Origin of the sequence: Xanthomonas sp. NCPPB 2632 (assembly GCF_041228075.2) — a bacterium.
GTDB lineage: Bacteria > Pseudomonadota > Gammaproteobacteria > Xanthomonadales > Rhodanobacteraceae > Luteibacter.
In genome coordinates, this window is record NZ_CM192979.1 from 278,362 (window position 1) to 294,025 (window position 15,664).

Genomic DNA, 15,664 nt, shown 5'->3' on the forward strand with positions numbered 1-15,664 from the left:
CCGTGCTGGACAGGGCCGACTTCATCGATCTCATTCCGCACGCGGGCGACATGTGCCTGCTCGATGGCGTGCTGGCGTGGGATGCCGCGTCCATCCATGCGGTAAGCACCCGCCACGGGCTCGACACCCATCCCTTGCGCGGTGGGCACGGCCTGCACGCGGTGCACCTGGCCGAGTACGGCGCACAGGCGATGGCCGTGCACGGCGCACTGCTGGCGAAGGAGCAGGGCCAGACCGAACCGAAGCCCGGCATGCTGGTCAGCCTGCGCGGTGTGCGACTGGCCGTCGACCGCATCGACACACTGGTCGGCGCCATCGACGTACACGCCACCTGCCTGATCGCCGACGGCTCGGGCGCGCAATACACGTTCCGCATCGAGCACGATGGCGCGGAGATCGCGTCGGGGCGAGCGGCGGTGATTCACCCGGGCGGGTGAGTCGCGAGTGGCGAATCGCGCACAGCGTGCGCTCCTACGCGGCTTCGACCAGGGTGGGGAACAGTTCGGTGCGGGGGCCTTCGAGGTCGAGCAGGTGCGCGGCGTCGTCCAGCACGGACGGATGATCGGCGGCAGCGCGTTCCACGATGGCGGCGGCGAGCAGTCGCATCATGTGCACGTTGTCGCGCAGGCGCGTCGTCAGTGCTTCCGTGTCCAGGGTGTCGTGCAACGTGGCGTTCATCTGCGCGAACCAGGCCAGCTCGCGCTGGTCGAGCATGGTGCGCGGATTACGTCGTTCCGATACCGCGTGCCAGCGTTGGAAGAAGGCCTGCATGTCCGTGTTGAGCTGTGACGCCGCGGTCAGTTCCGGCCCCAGGGTTGCGATGAGCGAACTGTCCGCAAGGCGCTTCTGGAACACCAGCTGGCACAGCACGCCCCAGTAGTAGGCGTAATCCCAGATCACCTTGATCGGCAGCACCTCGGGATCGCCGAACAGGTTGTACTGGCCGCGGTACATCGACAGCGTGTTCTCGTAGAACGAGAAGAACAGCCGCTCGTAGAGGCGTGCGTGCGGCGCCAGGGGCTCGCCGCGACGGTCCAGCCCGACCAGCGCGGTGATGTAGGTGTTGGAGATGGCGATGAAGTCGCTGCCGGGTGAATAGAACGGATCGAGGAACGCACCGGCTTCCCCGGTGAGCGCCCAGCGATCGGAGGAATACATGCGCGAACAGCTGTACGAGAAGTGCCGGAAGAAGGCGAAGTCGAGCAGCTTGTCGCGTCGCTTTTCCACCTCGCGTGCCACCAGTGGCTGGTGCTCGTGCATCCAGGCGAGCGCACGGTCGAAATCGCGCATGCGCTCGATCGGATGCATGGCGGCATCCGCCACGATGCCGACGGAGTGTGCGCCGGACGACAGCGGGATCAGCCATAGCCAGTATCCCGGGCCACACAGGTGGTTGGTGGAACGCCAGCGTTCCGCGGGCTCGCAACGCGCCTGCCAGTCGGCATCGTTGCACCAGTCGTCGATGGCCAGGCGGTCGTCGATACGGAACCAGACCGCGTTGGCGTGGTGCCCGTTGTCGCGCGTGAGATCGAGCTTGCGGCGGATCATCCCCGCGCGGCCGGAGGCATCGAGCAGCCAGCGGGACTCGGCCACATGGTCAGCGCCCTCATGCTGGAAGCGCACGGTGTGCGGCTCGTCGGACGGGCCGATGTCGAAGCCACGAATCACGGCGCCGGCCAGGAAGGTGATGCCGCGACGGGTCGCTTCCTCGGCAAGGAAATTTTCCAGGATGCCACGGTCGATCTGGTAGCTCGGCGTCGGCAGCACGGCGCGGACGCCCAGTTCCACCACGTCGGCAAGGTCGTCGCGTCCCTGGGAGAAGAAGAAGCGGAAGCCGAACTTGCGGATGTGTTCGGACTCCAGGTGCTCGCGCAGGCCCAGCGTCTCCGCGAGATAGTGCGCGGCGATCTCTACCGTGGACTCGCCTACCTTGTGGGCCGCCACCGGCAACGGATGCGTGTTGCGTTCGAGCACCACGATGCGCATGTCGGGGTATTCGCCGTTCAGTTGCAGGGCCAGCGTCAGGCCGGCGAGGCCCCCGCCGAGGATGATTGCGTCGTATGTCATGCGATCCATCGTGGCGGCCTCTCGAGCGATGCGGTGGTGCGGGTGGATCAATGCGACGGATGCGCGGCGCTGCCGGCATCGACCACGACGGGGTGCGCGCGCGACGAACGGTAGCAGGCCATGACGTTGCCGTAATGGAAGATGCGGCCGATCGTGTAGACCGTGATGCGGGTGACGTCGCGCACCGGCTGGAAATGGCTGAGCCGGAACTCGCCTTCATAACGGGAGGCGATCGGCACGGAGACGACGCCGATGCCGCGTTCGCGGCATGCGGTGATCAACAGCGCGGCCTCGAAGACGAAGTGCTCCGCCGGCAGGTCCACCAGTTCGATCGCGGCGCGGGGGTAGAGTCGCTGGCCACTCTGCGTGTCGGCCACCGGCCGTCCGCATGCCCACGAGATGCCCCAGTCCGCCACGGCATTGGCGCGACGGCGGCCCGGCGGTTGCTGGTCGCGCGCGAGTAGCCGTGCGCCGATCACGATACTGCCCGGGTAGCGCCGATTGGCCTCGAGGATCGCCGGAATGTCGGACGCGCGGTGTTGCCCGTCGCCGTCCATGGTGATGACGTTGTCGATGCCCTGCCTGAGTGCTTCGCGAAACCCGGTACGCAAGGCTTCGCCCTTGCCCCTCCGTGTTTCGTGGCGAAGCAGGGTGACCGGCAGCGCGCCGACGATATCGGGGGTGCGGTCGTCCGAACCGTCGTCGACGACGATGACAGGCATGCCCAGTTCCAGGGCCTCGCCGACGACACGCGCAATGGCACGTTCCTCGTTGAGGCAGGGAATGAGGATGCAGAAACGTTCACCAGCCGCGGTCATACCGAAATCTCCAGATCGATGTGCAGGTCCATCCCATGCGCGGCCGCCACCCGCAAGGCGGTGCGGCTACGACGTGCCAGGGCGCGCAGCAGCGGCAGCGCCTGAGCGGACGGATTGCTGGCCGCCACCGCGTCCATCCACGCGTCGCCCGTGGGCTCGGGCGCGCTGTTGCCCGTGACGGGCATCAGGTCGAGCCGCACTGCCGAACGATCTTCATGGGGCGAAAGGACAAGTGCACAGGCGAAGGGCCCGGTGCTGCCGGTCATCTCGCCCAGTGGACCGGCACCGGCGATGTCGTAGCTGGCGAGCAGCACTTCCCGCTCGTCCGCCACCGCCAGCGTGGCGGCCTCCAGCAGGCCGGCGCCGAACGTGGCCTCACCGCCCGTTATCGCGCTGGAACTGGCGTGACAGTGCGTGGCGATGGTCCAGTAACCAGCCGGCGCGTTGTGCACCGAGTTGTGGAATTTCGTCGGCGACAGTTCGGTCGGCGCGCTGGCCAGGGTGGTGCACATGTAGTCGGTGATGGCCTGGTCGCCGTGGGCGGAGGCGAACACGCAGGGCAACACGGCGGCTTCGAAGCCGCTCATCTGCACGGCCTGGCCGGCGGCGGCAGCGGCAAGCAGCACGCTTTCCGGTGCGCGTCGGCGCTCGTTGGGCGGCAGGGTGTCCGCCACGGGACGCGTCACGGTTGTTTCGGGCGTGGCGCCGTGGTTGACGATCGCCAGGAAGCTCGCCCAGTTGGCTGCGCCCGGCGCCCAAAGGCCCACGCCCTTGACCCATACGGTCAGCGCCGCGCTCATGCCGCCACCCCGGCGCTTGCGAACGCCAGGCACGCGTTGTTGCCCCCGAAGCCGAAGGAATTGCTCAGGGCGATGCGGATATCGCGCGTCTCCCGCTGCCAGGCCATCTGCGGGCCGCACAGTGGGTCGGGAGTGTTCGCGCCGAGGTTGGCCGGCACGACGCCGTCGCGCATCGCCAGCAGGGTCAGTGCGGCTTCGAGGATGCCAGCGGCACCGAGCGTGTGCCCGGTGAAGCCCTTGGTCGAGCTGGCGCGCGTCGTGGCGGGGAAGCGGCGCGCCACCAGCGCGGCCTCCACTTCGTCGTTCTTCTGGCTGGCGGTGCCGTGCAGGTTGATGTAATCCACGTCCGTCGCCATCAGGCCGGCGCGAGTCAAGGCGTCGTCGAGGGCCAGCTCGGCACCGAGCCCTTCCGGATGCGGCGTGGACATGTGATGGGCATCGCTGGCCTCGCCGTAGCCGATCAACAGCGGCAGGTGTTCGCCCTCCACGGCACGCTCCAGCAGGGCGAAACCGGCCGCCTCGCCGATCGAGATGCCGGCGCGCTCCGCGTCGAACGGTTGGCATGGCGTCGCCGAGACCAGCTCCAGCGAGTTGAAGCCGAACAACACGCTGTCGCACAGCGTGTCGGTACCGCCGACGACCGCGGCATCGATCAGGCCCAGCCGGATCATCCGCTCCGCGTTGGCGAACACCTTGGCGCTCGACGAGCAGGCGGTGGCGACGGTGAGACAGGGCCCCTCGAGGGCGAACGTGCTGGCGACGAAGCCAGCCAGGGAGTGAGGCGTATGCAGCATGGGGCGCCGCAGGTCCGCGGGTATGCGCCCGTCGTCCAAACGGCGGTAACCCTCTTCGGTCAGGCCGATGCTGGCGGTGGAAGTGCCCAGCAACACGGCGACGCGGGAGGCGCCGTAACGCTCGCGCGCCGCATGTAGGGCATCGGCGAAACCATCCTGTTGCAGGGCCAGCCAGGCGAGCCGGTTGTTGCGGCAGTCCCACCCGGCCATGTCGGGCGGCAGCGGTTCGTCTTCGAGGCCCTCGACGCGTCCGATCCAGCACGGTAGCGGCGCGGAACTGAAGTCGTTCGGACGAAGGCCCCCGTGGGACGAGGCGATGGCGGCAGCGTGTGCGTCGAGGCCGCGACCCAGCGCGGAGGTCGCCGTGTACGCGCGTATGGCGAGAGGGGGCATGGAATGAGGCATGTGACGAGCCTATCCTTTTTGACGTCTAGCGTCGCGTGAACGAGAGTCGCAGGTTCGCCCCCGTCGTTGCGTCGCGCGGCCCGAGTGGCCAGACTCCGCTGCCTATGGCCGGCTTACTGAAACCCCTTCGCCGCGGTGTATGGCGCTACCTGAGTGATCGCGACATCCTGGTCGCGGCGGCGGTCACCATGGTCGTCTTCGTCGGCAGCCTCGGCCTGGTCTACGTGGCGCATCTGGTCAATGTCTGGCGCATCGCATGGCGCAGCCCCGTACTGGGCAATGCACGGCGCGCGCTGCTGATCTTCGGGCGCATGCTGGTCCAGGATCGGCCGGAGGCGGACTTCATCGGTCGCCTGGCCCGCGGTCGCGACAACGTCCTGGCCGGCCAGGCCGACCGGGTGTTGCTGCTGGGCGGAAGCAGCGGCGGTTCGATCAGCGAAGCCGAAGCCGGCCGGCGCTGGCTGGCGGCGGCCGGGGAGTGGCCCGGGGATGTCCCGGTGACGCTGGAGCAGATGTCGATCGATTCCCTCGAAAACCTGCGGCACGCGCGTGAACTCCTGCGCCCCGCGCACGCGGCGCCTTTGCCTGCCGTGTGGCTGGTTACCAGTCGCTATCACCTGGCCCGTTGCCTGTATCTGGCGCGCCGGCTCGGCTTCGATGCCGCGCCCATCGCGGCGGAGCCCCGCCTTGCGCTGTCGGGCCGCTATATCCTGCGAATGCTGATGGAAGCGGGCTACCTGATGTGGATCGACATCGGCATGCGCTGGGCATCGCTCACCGGCAACCGGCGGATGGCCGCGCGCATCTCCTGACGCGTCACCGTCGCGCGGCCGCGTGCCGCAGCAGGGGCATCGTCGCGACTTGCTAAGCTTCGGGATATTCCTCCGTACAGGCGCGCCGTCCATGTCCGAACAAGCCGACCTTGCCGAATCGTTCCTGCGCGGGCTGCAGGACCGCATCTGCGCCGCCGTGGAAGCCATCGACGGCACCGCGCGCTTCGAGGAAGACGCGTGGACGCGTCCCGCCGGTGGTGGCGGCCGCACCCGCGTACTGCGCGACGGCGCGGTGTTCGAGCAGGCGGGGGTGAACTTCTCGCGTGTCTCCGGCTCGCAGCTGCCGCCCAGCGCCACGGCGCATCGGCCCGACCTGGTCGGTGGCAGCTTCGTCGCCACCGGCGTGTCGCTGGTGCTTCATCCGCGTAATCCGTATATCCCCACCACCCATGCCAATGTCCGCTATTTCGAGGCATCGAAGGAAGGCGCGGAGCCGGTATGGTGGTTCGGCGGCGGTTTCGACCTCACGCCGTTCTACCCGTTCGACGAGGACATCCGTCACTGGCATCGCACGGCAAGCGACCTGTGCGCACCCTACGGCGATGATGTCTACGCGCGCTACAAGCAATGGTGCGACGAGTATTTCTACCTCAAGCACCGTGGCGAGACGCGTGGCGTGGGCGGCCTGTTCTACGACGATGTCAACGAAGGCGGCTTTGCACGCTGCCTGGATTTCACCCGCGATGTCGGCCAGGGTTTCCTCGACGGCTACCTGCCCATTGTCGAACGCCGTCGCGACACGCCCTATGGCGAGCGCGAACGGGAGTTCCAGCTCTATCGGCGCGGACGCTACGTCGAGTTCAACCTGGTCTACGACCGCGGCACCCTGTTCGGCCTGCAATCCGGCGGGCGTACCGAGTCGATCCTGATGAGCCTGCCGCCGCGCGTCCGCTTCGAGTACGCCTATACCCCGGAAGCGGACACCCCCGAGGCCCGGCTTGCCGAATATCTCACGCCGCGCGACTGGATCTGAGTCCGCGGTTCGGGTTACGGCGCGCTGCCCGAGAACGATTGCGGCGTCGCGCCCTCGATCTTGCCCACCTTGGCCGAGGAGCTGACATAGAGCTTGACCTCGTGTTCGAAGGTCAGCGGGCCCTGGACCACGGCGTTGGGCCCGATCACGATCGTCGGGATCTTGTCGTTGCTGCTTTGCCAGCCCATCCTCGGCTTCTTCACCAGGATGCCGCCCTCGACCTTCGCGCCGCCGTCCAGTGTGATGTCCGCATTGACGGTCTCGATGCCGCCGCCGACATGCGCGCCGTCGAGGGAGATCTCGCCGTTGACGTTGGACAGTTTGCCCTTGACGTCCGCGCCGCGCTCCAGCTGGACACGGCCGTTCACGGTGTGCAGGTCCTGGCTGACGCGGGTTTGCGGATGCAATGACACGGAACCGTTGACCGAGCTGACTTCGGTGGCCGTGGCGCCCTCGGCTAGGTCGACCGAACCGTTGACCGTGCTGGCCTTTTCGACAGTGGCGCGCGCGCCGATCTTCACCGAGCCGTTCACCGTGTGCACGTCGCCGGCGGTCTGCCCGGCGTCGACCGAGGCGGTGCCGTTGATCTTGTTGATGTCGTCGGCGGCCATCGCGGCGCCGGCGCCGGTCACGGAAAAGGCGATGAGAAGGGAAAGAAGGGTACGACGCATGGTGCGGCACTCCGGCAGTGGACTAGGACACCTGAGATGCGCCCAGGCGTCGTAAGGTTTAGCGTGACTTCTGGCAGGGATACCTTACGCGCGTCCGAAGTTGACGCCTCGCGGGCGAGGTTCCACCATCGGATTTTTCTTCCCGACGTTGGATGCCATGTACAAGCTTGTCATGATCCGCCACGGCCAGTCGGCCTGGAACCTCGAAAATCGCTTCAGCGGCTGGGCCGATGTCGACCTGAGCGAGCAGGGCGTGGCCGAGGCCCGCGAGGCGGGTCGCCTCCTGAAGGAAGCCGGCTTCACCTTCGACGTGGCGCACACCTCCTATCTCAAGCGCGCCGTGCGTACCCTGTGGCACGCACAGGACGCGATGGACCTGATGTGGATCCCGGTGGTCACCGACTGGCGCCTCAACGAGCGTCACTACGGCGCACTGACCGGCCTCAACAAGGCCGAGACGGCGGCGAAGTACGGCAACGAGCAGGTCCATGTCTGGCGCCGCAGCTACGACACCCCGCCCCCGGCGCTCGAGGCCGGTGCCATGGCCTTCGCCGACGACGCCCGCTACGAGGGCATCGACGTGCCGCTGACCGAGTGCCTGAAGGACACCGTCGCCCGCGTGCTGCCTTACTGGCACGAGGTGCTGGCCCCGGCAATCAAGGAGGGCCGGAACGTCCTCATGGCCGCCCACGGCAATTCCATGCGCGCGCTGGTGAAGTACTTCGACGGCATCTCCGACGACGACATCGCCGAGCTCAACATCCCCAATGGCATTCCGCTGGTGTACGAGTTCGATGCCGATCTGAAGGCCGTGAAGCACTACTACCTGGGCGACCAGGCCGACATCGAAGCCCGGATGGCCGCGGTGGCCAACCAGGGCAAGGCGAAGTAAGTCGCCCCTTACCTGACATACGTCACCTCGAAACCCTCACATCCGGCCCTGCCGTGGGGCCGGCCCCGGTCGTAAGGTGAGCCCACAGTCCACCCCTGCCGAGGCCATCCCATGCTTGCTCCCGCCGCTATCCCGTTCATCGTCGCCCCGTTGATGGCCTTCGCCGTCTACCGCCGGGTTCGTGGCAGCTTCGGGCGGCAGCCCATCCGGACGAAGCGCATGACCGCCCGCGTGGTCATCTTTGTCCTGATCGCCTGCTTCGCGATGCTTTCGGGTCTGCAGGATATCCGTCTGGGCGAGGGGGCGTTGGGCGGCATCGTACTGGGCAGCGCCCTGGCCCTGATCGGGCTGCGGCTGACCCGGTTCGAATCCACGCCGGACGGCGGCGACTTCTACATCCCCAATCCCTGGATCGGCGGTGCGTTGACGGCCCTGCTGGTCGGCCGCATGGCCTGGCGGTTCCTGGTGCTGGCCCCGGTCGTGGAGGGCGCGGCGCCGATGGCTGCCCACACGCCGCCGCCGGGGAACAGCCCGCTGACCATGCTGGTGGTGGGGCTGACCCTGGGCTACTACGCGGCGTACTACGCTGGTGTCCTGCTGCACCATCGCCGCTTCAAGCGGCTGGCGCCTGCCGCCTGACCCTCGGCGGCGCCGTCAGAGGGCGTCGTTGTCCAGTTCGCCCGTGCGGATACGCACCACCTGATCGAGCTGGCTGACAAAGATCTTGCCGTCACCGATCTTGCCCGTACGGGCCGCGGCCTGGATCGCCTCGACCACGCGCTCGATCTGGTCGTCGGCCACGGCCACCTCCAGCTTGATCTTGGGCAGGAAGTCGACCACGTACTCGGCGCCCCGGTAGAGCTCGGTATGGCCCTTCTGCCGGCCGAAACCCTTGACCTCGGTCACCGTGACGCCCTGGACGCCGACCTCGGCGAGGGCCTCGCGGACGTCGTCCAGCTTGAACGGCTTGATGATGGCGACGACCAGCTTCATGTAACACTCCTGAAGAGCACGTCCGGCTACCGGCGCGCAGACGGTCATTGTGCCATCCGCGATCGGTTATCGTCTGCCCGAGGCATTTTGTAGGGGAAACCCTACACGCCGTGTAGGCGTAGGCCTATAGCGCCTACAAATGAATCACCTAAACTTCTTTCCACGACATCGGGGTGCGCAAGATGGATGTGCAGGGTATCGATCAACTCGCACAGCGGTTGGCATCGTTGGTTCCGCCAGGGTTGGCGCAAGCGCGTGAGGATATGCACGCCAACTTCAAAGATATTCTGGCGCAGGGACTACGCCGCCTCGATCTCGTTACTCGTGAAGAATTCGATGTGCAGAGCCAGGTGCTGGCTCGTACGCGAGAAAAGCTCGACGCTCTGGAAAAGCGCCTCGCCGACCTGGAAGTCAGCATGGCGCAGCACGGCCAGCCAGGAAGGCCGTAAGGCCCGGGACCGCCCCTGATCCGTCACCCTCACCCCGAGAGCGGTCGGGGGCGGTTATTTTTCCCACGCCGGGCACAAGGAGAGGCAAATGAGCGCCGGATCCCTACAGGATCGCAGACGTTCGCCTCCCACCGCTTTGCGTAAGCGGTTACGATATCCCTCGTCATGAGCCTCGCCGTCACTCTATCGCGCGCGCAGGAAGGCGTTACCGCGCCACAGGTCATCGTCGAGGTGCACCTCTCCGGCGGACTGCCGTCCACCTCCATCGTCGGGCTCCCCGAGGCCGCCGTGCGGGAAGCGCGCGACCGCGTCCGCGTGGCCATCCAGAACACCGATTTCGAATACCCCAGTCGCCGGGTCACCGTGAACCTCGCCCCCGCCGAACTGCCCAAGGACGGTGGACGCTTCGACCTGGCCATCGCGCTGGGTATCCTCGCCGCGGGCTCGCAGGTGCCGCGGGAACGCCTGGACGACTGCGAGTTCCTGGGTGAGTTGGCCCTGTCCGGCGAACTGCGGGCCGTGCCCGGCATCCTGCCCGCCCTGATTCGAGCGCGGCGCAGCGGCCGTCGCATCGTGGTCCCGCTGGCCAACGCGGCCGAAGCCGCTCTCATCGGCGAAGGCGACGTGCTGCTGGCCGGCAGCCTGGCCGAGGTCTGCGCCTGGTTGCGCGGTCAGGCGGAGCTGGTCAGTCCGGCCGCCGCGGATTTCTACGACCTGCCCATGTGCGGCCCGGACATGAGCGACCTCCGCGGTCAATACCAGGCACGGCGGGCGCTGGAAATCGCCGCGGCTGGCGGACACCACATCCTGCTGATCGGTCCGCCGGGCACGGGCAAGACCATGCTGGCCGAACGGCTGCCGGGCATCCTGCCGCCCATGACCGAATCGGAGGCGCTGGAAAGCTGCGCTATCCGCTCGCTGTCCGGCGAGGCTATCGATCCCGCCTGCTGGCGCCGCCGGCCTTTCCGGGCACCGCACCACACGGCATCGGGCGTCGCGCTAGTCGGCGGTGGCTCCAGTCCGCGGCCGGGCGAAATCTCGCTGGCGCACAACGGCGTGCTGTTCCTGGACGAGCTGCCGGAATTCAGCCGGCAGGTGCTGGAGGTACTGCGCGAACCGCTCGAGTCCGGGCAGATCGTGATCTCGCGTGCCGCCCGTCAGTGCACCTTTCCCGCCGAGTTCCAGCTCGTCGCCGCCATGAACCCGTGTCCCTGTGGGTACTCCGGCGATCCCTTGCACGACTGCCGCTGCACGCCCGACCAGATCCAGCGCTACCGCGGGCGCATCTCCGGTCCGTTGATGGATCGCATCGACCTCTGCGTGGAAGTGCCCCGCGTGCCCATCGCCGAGTTCGCGGCCATGCGTGGTCCACGAGACGACGACAGCGCCACGGTTCGCAAGCGGGTCATCAACGCGCGGGAGAAAGCGTTGCTGCGTGCGGGCCAGGCCAACGCTGAACTAAGCGTAGCGAACCTGGAGCGCGACTGCGCCCTGCCATCGGCGGAGCGGGAATGGCTGCAGGAAACCCTGGACACGATGGGTGCGTCGGCGCGGGCGTATCACCGGATTCTGCGAGTGGCGCGGACCATTGCCGATATGGAGGGCGGGGCGGGGTGTGTGGAGCAGTCGCACTTGGCCGAGGCGCTGCATTACCGGCGGTTTTGAAAAAGTTGATCCGGCAGACGCCATGTCTTATGTCCGGTTTCGCTTATTACTAGGACGCAAGCAGGTATGCTCCGCCGCTTGCTTGCCCGTCGGCATGAGCCGCCGTATCTAATGCTCCAAGGAGAAAACATGCGTCGCATCCACTGGCTTGCCCTCGCCACCCTGGTCATGGTGTCACCGACGTGCTTTGCCGCCAGTTTCGACTGCGCGAAGGCCAGCACGCCGACCGAGAAGACGATTTGTGCCGACAGCGCCCTGTCCAGCCTCGATACACGGCTTCAGCAAGCCTATAAGGACGCGATGGCGGCCGCCGCGCCTTCGAGCAAGCCAACGCTCGTAACCGAACAGCGTCACTGGAATCGGTACGTTCGCGACGTATGCACGGATGGCACATGCCTCACGCGCGCCTACGAGGCTCGTATCGCCATGCTGTCCACGAACGACAAGTACATCGCCGATACATCGAAGTGCGACATTCCCGAGGGAAAATCGTGCCGCAGCGTCATTACGATGCGTGATACGGGGGCTCGCGTGGATGCGTTCAACAAGTCGTTGGCGGAGAACAAGAAGCCTGGTCGGATCCTTGGGTGCGACAGACTTATCGACCTACCCAGTGGTACGTCCGGTGGCAATCACAGTTATGGTGCCCTCTGTACACTGCAGACCGGTTCCGCGCGCCAGCGTGTGCGCATCTGCAATGACGAGATGGTCGGCCACTTTGCGCTGGAACCGTCGACGGACGACTCAGCAACAGCATTGCTTGAGTTTACCAACAGGCAGTGTTTTGGAGGCTGATAAATCCGTTTCATCCACCGATTCATCGAGTACCAGGAGTTACGATCATGACGGACATGACCACCGACCAGCTGCGCACCATGCTGTTCTCCACTGAGAACGGCAATAACGCGTCGGCACTCAATACCTTCAGCTATGCAGGCGGCGACAAGAGTTCTTATTCGTTTGGCATGCTGCAGTTTGATGTACGCACCGACCATGGTGGCGTCCAGGATTTTCTGCGCGAAAACGGGTTTTCGCAGCAGCAGATTCAGGCCTTGTCGCAGCATGGTGGACTCAGTCAGCAGGAACTCTCGGGCCTGAATGCTCAGCTCCAGGCGATTCCGCAGTCAAGAATAGATGCATTCACCAACTCGCAGCTCGACGTTGCCACCAGTCGTGTCGGTGATGTCGTCGATCGAATCCAGCAGAACAACCCCGCCGTAGGCAACGCCATTGCGGCCGACCCGGCGCTGCAACTGGCCCTTGCCGACTACGACAACCAGTTCACCATCGGCGGCATAGACAACGCCGTGGCGCCAAAAAATTCGATGCTCGCATACCTGGAAGGCAACCCGGTAACGCTTCCAGGCGGAACAGTGCAACTGCATGGCGACACGATCACGCGCGAAGACATCCAGACGTTCATCAACGCGACGCGCTATGGTGTGGACCATCCTACCTCGGTGGCCAATCGCGAAACACGGCTTGAAAACGCACTGACGGCTATGCACCTCGGCACCGGCCAGAGTCAGCCGCTACCCAGCGCGCCTGCCGCCCCTGTTCCGTCATCGTCAGGGACCGTACGGGACGCAACCCTGCGCGAGGGCATGCACGATGACGCCGACGTCCGTGCCATGCAAACTGCGTTGAGCACGCTAGGCTACAAGGACGCCCAGGGCCGCCCACTGCATGCGGATGGCGACTTCGGGCCGGCAACGCGCCATGCCGTCGAAACGTTCCAGCGCGATCACGCTCTGTCAGCCGACGGTGTTGCAGGCAAGGACACCCTGGGCGCCTTGGGGGCGGCCAGCGCGCTACGCAGCACGGTAGCGGGCAACGACATGCAGGCCGCCACCATGGACCAACCCGGCCACGCCGGCAACGCGATGTATACGCAGGCCCTGGCGGCGGTCCATCGCGTCGATGAAGCACACGGGCGCACCCCCGACCAGCAAAGTGCGAACTTTGCCGGCTCGCTCGTCGCGAAGGGTCAAGCGGAAGGCTTGAGTCGTATCGACCAGGTGGTTCTGAGTGAGGATGGCACCCGCGCATGGGCCATCCAGGGCGAGCTGAACTCGCCTTTCAGGCGTGTTGCGGAGGTGGAGACATCGCAGGCAGTCAATACCCCGCTTGCCCGGAGCACACAGGCATTCGAGGAGGCGAATGCGAGGCAAGGCCAGGCGCCGGGGCTTGCCGCTCCGCAAGAGCAGATCGAACAGCAAGCGGTCCGCCAGCCGGCCGTGGCACCGGGCATGTAGGCGACACCACCTTAAACTTATTTCATGTACTGACCAGTTGACGAATGCCGCGACGGCGCGGATAATTCTGTACCAGGCGGTTCTCTAATGAACCGCTTGCCCCGCTCCGGTGCTGGAACCCCTCCCTCCCCCCGCTCCAGCACCGGGGCCCGGCCTTTATCTTCACCAACGATTCCCTATGCTCTTCTTTAACGGCCCGCCTTCGGCGTTGGCCGTTTTTTCTTTCCAAGGCACAGGGAATCACATGGGACTCGAACTCGGCATCCTGCTGACATTGATGCTCGGCATCGGCTTCCTATGCCAGTGGGTGGCCTGGCGGGTGCGCCTGCCAGCGATCCTGTTCCTGCTCCTGGCCGGCATCCTGGCCGGGCCGGTCACCGGACTGCTCAAGCCGGACAAGGTCATGGGCGACCTGCTGTTCCCCGTGGTGTCGCTGGCGGTGGCCGTGATCCTGTTCGAGGGTAGCCTCACCCTGCGTTTCAGTGAGCTGAGGGGGATCGGGCATGCCGTCCGCGGATTGGTCAGCTACGGCGCGGTCATCGCGCTGCTGCTGCTGGCCGCGGCGGCGCACTGGATCGGCGGGCTCAGCTGGGAGCTGGCGCTGCTGTTCGGTGCGCTCACCTGCGTGACCGGGCCGACCGTGATCGCGCCCATGCTGCGCACGGTGCGGCCCAATGCGCGGATCGCCAACATCCTGCGCTGGGAGGGCATCGTCATCGACCCGATCGGCGCATTGTTCGCCGTGTTGGTATACGAGGCGATCGTCTCGCATCGCGAGGGCCATTCCATCCAGGTCTTCCTCGGCACCATCGCGTGCGGCGCGATCGTGGGTGGCTTGTCCGCGCTGATCCACGGCACGCTGCTGCGGCGCCACTGGATACCCGAATACCTGCAGAACTTCGGCACGCTGGCCGCCGTGCTCGCCGCGTTCACCCTGTCCAACACGTTCGCGCACGAATCGGGCCTGCTGGCGGTGACGATCATGGGCATCGCGCTGGGCAACATGCGCGACGTGCACATCGACGACATTATGGATTTCAAGGAGCACCTGACCACGCTGCTGGTCTCGATGCTGTTCATCCTGCTGGCGGCGCGGCTCGACTGGCCGCTGCCCGACGGCGCGCTGCTGGGTGGCGTGCTGATTTTCTTCGTCGCGCAGCTTTTCATCCGGCCGTTGTCTGTATTCCTTGCCAGCCTGGGCAGCGGATTGTCGTGGCGCGAACGGGCGTTGATCGCCTGGGTGGCGCCGCGGGGCATCGTCGCGGCGTCGGTGTCGGCCCTATTCGCGATCCGGCTGGAAAAGGCCGGTATGGCCGGCGCGGACAAGATGGTGCCGCTGGTCTTCCTCATGATCATCGGCACGGTGGTGTTCCAGAGCGCCACGGCCCGTCCGCTGGCGCGCTGGCTCAAGGTCGCCGACCCGGAGCCGCGCGGCGTGTTGATCTACGGGTCCGACATCGTGGCCCTGGAGATCGCTCGCTCGCTTGCCGCCATCGAGGGGCTGCGTGTCGTGGTGGCCGACGACGACTGGAACGGTATTCGCACGGCGCGCATGGCGGGGCTGTCCACCTTCTTCGGTAACCCTTCGTCGCAGGCGGCGGACCGCAACCTCGACCTGGCGGGCATCGGCCACCTGCTGGCGGTGTCGACGCATCGCGAGCTCAATTCGCTGGCCAGCGTGCACTACCGCGAGGAATTCGGCCGCGACAAGGTGTTCCGCTTGCGCAACCTGTCGATCGAGGAAAGCCATGGCCGCGCCTCCCTCGCCGGCAGCCTGGTCGCCACGGCGCTTTTTGCCGAAGACATGACCCATGCGCGGTTCGCCGAGTTGCTGCACGATGGCTGGCGGATCAAGTCCACGCGCATGACCGAGACCTTCGACTGGCCGCACTTCATCGAGGAATACGGCTCGCGTACCGTGCCGCTGTTCGGCGTGGAAGAGAGGGGTGACCTGCGGATCGCGTCCGGCAAGCACTCGCTCGAGCCTCGCCCCGGCTGGACGGTGATCGCGCTGGTGCCGCCGCCGCGCTGACCCGTTGCTGGGCGCCC

16 protein-coding genes are annotated in these 15,664 nt (G+C 66.3%); 10 read left to right on the plus strand and 6 right to left on the minus strand.

What is annotated here, in order from left to right; all coding sequences use genetic code 11:
• Positions 1-2: 2 nt before the first annotated feature.
• Positions 3-437 (plus strand): hotdog family protein, encoded by a 435-nt coding sequence (locus AB8808_RS01235; RefSeq protein WP_369931309.1) that lies wholly within the window; start codon positions 3-5, stop codon positions 435-437.
• 34 nt (positions 438-471) lie between these two features.
• Here AB8808_RS01235 and AB8808_RS01240 read toward each other — a convergent pair whose 3' ends face one another.
• Genes AB8808_RS01240 through AB8808_RS01255 form a run of 4 tightly spaced genes read right to left on the minus strand, consistent with a single transcriptional unit; the run spans position 472 to position 4,884 of the window.
• Positions 472-2,076 carry an NAD(P)/FAD-dependent oxidoreductase gene (locus tag AB8808_RS01240; RefSeq protein WP_369926046.1) on the minus strand — a complete coding sequence of 535 codons (1,605 nt, stop codon included), beginning with the start codon at positions 2,074-2,076 and terminating at the stop codon, positions 472-474.
• 38 nt (positions 2,077-2,114) lie between these two features.
• Positions 2,115-2,885, minus strand: coding sequence for a glycosyltransferase family 2 protein (locus tag AB8808_RS01245; protein WP_369926049.1), 771 nt, complete (start codon positions 2,883-2,885; stop codon positions 2,115-2,117).
• On the minus strand, positions 2,882-3,685 hold the full coding sequence (locus tag AB8808_RS01250; RefSeq protein ID WP_369926051.1) for a beta-ketoacyl synthase chain length factor: 804 nt from the start codon (positions 3,683-3,685) through the stop codon (positions 2,882-2,884). The genes AB8808_RS01245 and AB8808_RS01250 overlap by 4 nt, the downstream gene beginning before the upstream one ends.
• Positions 3,682-4,884 carry a beta-ketoacyl-[acyl-carrier-protein] synthase family protein gene (locus AB8808_RS01255; RefSeq protein ID WP_369926054.1) on the minus strand — a complete coding sequence of 401 codons (1,203 nt, stop codon included), beginning with the start codon at positions 4,882-4,884 and terminating at the stop codon, positions 3,682-3,684. The genes AB8808_RS01250 and AB8808_RS01255 overlap by 4 nt, the downstream gene beginning before the upstream one ends.
• Positions 4,885-4,988: 104 nt before the next feature.
• On the opposite strand from AB8808_RS01255, the gene AB8808_RS01260 reads away from it, so the two are divergent.
• Complete coding sequence (locus tag AB8808_RS01260; RefSeq protein ID WP_369926056.1) at positions 4,989-5,696, plus strand: YdcF family protein; 708 nt, start codon at positions 4,989-4,991, stop codon at positions 5,694-5,696.
• Between the two features lie 91 nt (positions 5,697-5,787).
• A complete protein-coding gene (hemF, locus tag AB8808_RS01265) occupies positions 5,788-6,690 on the plus strand; it encodes an oxygen-dependent coproporphyrinogen oxidase (RefSeq protein ID WP_369926058.1) in 903 nt (300 codons plus the stop codon).
• 14 nt (positions 6,691-6,704) lie between these two features.
• Here hemF and AB8808_RS01270 read toward each other — a convergent pair whose 3' ends face one another.
• Entirely contained in the window at positions 6,705-7,361 is a 657-nt protein-coding gene (locus tag AB8808_RS01270) for a DUF4097 family beta strand repeat-containing protein (protein WP_369926059.1), read from the minus strand.
• Between the two features lie 157 nt (positions 7,362-7,518).
• Between AB8808_RS01270 and gpmA the strand changes: the two genes are divergently transcribed.
• Complete coding sequence (gpmA, locus tag AB8808_RS01275) at positions 7,519-8,253, plus strand: 2,3-diphosphoglycerate-dependent phosphoglycerate mutase (RefSeq protein ID WP_369926061.1); 735 nt, start codon at positions 7,519-7,521, stop codon at positions 8,251-8,253.
• A 111-nt stretch (positions 8,254-8,364) separates the two neighbouring features.
• The gene (locus AB8808_RS01280; protein ID WP_369926064.1) at positions 8,365-8,892 is read left to right on the plus strand and encodes a CcdC protein domain-containing protein; all 528 of its coding nucleotides are present in this window, start codon (positions 8,365-8,367) and stop codon (positions 8,890-8,892) included.
• A gap of 15 nt (positions 8,893-8,907) precedes the next feature.
• On the opposite strand, the gene glnK is transcribed toward AB8808_RS01280, so the two are convergent.
• A complete protein-coding gene (gene glnK / locus AB8808_RS01285; RefSeq protein WP_036138319.1) occupies positions 8,908-9,246 on the minus strand; it encodes a P-II family nitrogen regulator in 339 nt (112 codons plus the stop codon).
• A gap of 182 nt (positions 9,247-9,428) precedes the next feature.
• Between glnK and ubiK the strand changes: the two genes are divergently transcribed.
• The 5 genes from ubiK to AB8808_RS01310 all read left to right on the plus strand — a co-directional run bounded on the left by ubiK (position 9,429) and on the right by AB8808_RS01310 (position 15,647).
• The gene (ubiK, locus tag AB8808_RS01290) at positions 9,429-9,695 is read left to right on the plus strand and encodes a ubiquinone biosynthesis accessory factor UbiK (RefSeq protein ID WP_369931310.1); all 267 of its coding nucleotides are present in this window, start codon (positions 9,429-9,431) and stop codon (positions 9,693-9,695) included.
• A gap of 165 nt (positions 9,696-9,860) precedes the next feature.
• The gene (locus AB8808_RS01295) at positions 9,861-11,360 is read left to right on the plus strand and encodes a YifB family Mg chelatase-like AAA ATPase (RefSeq protein ID WP_369926067.1); all 1,500 of its coding nucleotides are present in this window, start codon (positions 9,861-9,863) and stop codon (positions 11,358-11,360) included.
• A gap of 129 nt (positions 11,361-11,489) precedes the next feature.
• Positions 11,490-12,155, plus strand: coding sequence for a lysozyme inhibitor LprI family protein (locus AB8808_RS01300; protein ID WP_369926069.1), 666 nt, complete (start codon positions 11,490-11,492; stop codon positions 12,153-12,155).
• A gap of 47 nt (positions 12,156-12,202) precedes the next feature.
• Positions 12,203-13,615: an XVIPCD domain-containing protein gene (locus AB8808_RS01305; RefSeq protein ID WP_369926071.1), complete on the plus strand. Its 1,413-nt coding sequence runs from the start codon at positions 12,203-12,205 to the stop codon at positions 13,613-13,615.
• A gap of 244 nt (positions 13,616-13,859) precedes the next feature.
• The gene (locus AB8808_RS01310) at positions 13,860-15,647 is read left to right on the plus strand and encodes a cation:proton antiporter (RefSeq protein WP_369926074.1); all 1,788 of its coding nucleotides are present in this window, start codon (positions 13,860-13,862) and stop codon (positions 15,645-15,647) included.
• Positions 15,648-15,664 lie beyond the last annotated feature (17 nt).

Excerpts from the sequence above, each read along its gene's own strand:
- AB8808_RS01240 (WP_369926046.1), bottom strand. The coding sequence starts at position 2,076 with ATGGATCGCATGACATACGACGCAATCATCCTCGGCGGGGGCCTCGCC.
- AB8808_RS01245 (WP_369926049.1), bottom strand. The coding sequence starts at position 2,885 with ATGACCGCGGCTGGTGAACGTTTCTGCATCCTCATTCCCTGCCTCAAC.
- AB8808_RS01250 (WP_369926051.1), bottom strand. The coding sequence starts at position 3,685 with ATGAGCGCGGCGCTGACCGTATGGGTCAAGGGCGTGGGCCTTTGGGCG.
- AB8808_RS01255 (WP_369926054.1), bottom strand. The coding sequence starts at position 4,884 with ATGCCTCATTCCATGCCCCCTCTCGCCATACGCGCGTACACGGCGACC.
- AB8808_RS01260 (WP_369926056.1), top strand. The coding sequence starts at position 4,989 with ATGGCCGGCTTACTGAAACCCCTTCGCCGCGGTGTATGGCGCTACCTG.
- hemF (WP_369926058.1), top strand. The coding sequence starts at position 5,788 with ATGTCCGAACAAGCCGACCTTGCCGAATCGTTCCTGCGCGGGCTGCAG.
- AB8808_RS01270 (WP_369926059.1), bottom strand. The coding sequence starts at position 7,361 with ATGCGTCGTACCCTTCTTTCCCTTCTCATCGCCTTTTCCGTGACCGGC.
- gpmA (WP_369926061.1), top strand. The coding sequence starts at position 7,519 with ATGTACAAGCTTGTCATGATCCGCCACGGCCAGTCGGCCTGGAACCTC.
- AB8808_RS01280 (WP_369926064.1), top strand. The coding sequence starts at position 8,365 with ATGCTTGCTCCCGCCGCTATCCCGTTCATCGTCGCCCCGTTGATGGCC.
- glnK (WP_036138319.1), bottom strand. The coding sequence starts at position 9,246 with ATGAAGCTGGTCGTCGCCATCATCAAGCCGTTCAAGCTGGACGACGTC.
- ubiK (WP_369931310.1), top strand. The coding sequence starts at position 9,429 with ATGGATGTGCAGGGTATCGATCAACTCGCACAGCGGTTGGCATCGTTG.
- AB8808_RS01295 (WP_369926067.1), top strand. The coding sequence starts at position 9,861 with ATGAGCCTCGCCGTCACTCTATCGCGCGCGCAGGAAGGCGTTACCGCG.
- AB8808_RS01300 (WP_369926069.1), top strand. The coding sequence starts at position 11,490 with ATGCGTCGCATCCACTGGCTTGCCCTCGCCACCCTGGTCATGGTGTCA.
- AB8808_RS01305 (WP_369926071.1), top strand. The coding sequence starts at position 12,203 with ATGACGGACATGACCACCGACCAGCTGCGCACCATGCTGTTCTCCACT.
- AB8808_RS01310 (WP_369926074.1), top strand. The coding sequence starts at position 13,860 with ATGGGACTCGAACTCGGCATCCTGCTGACATTGATGCTCGGCATCGGC.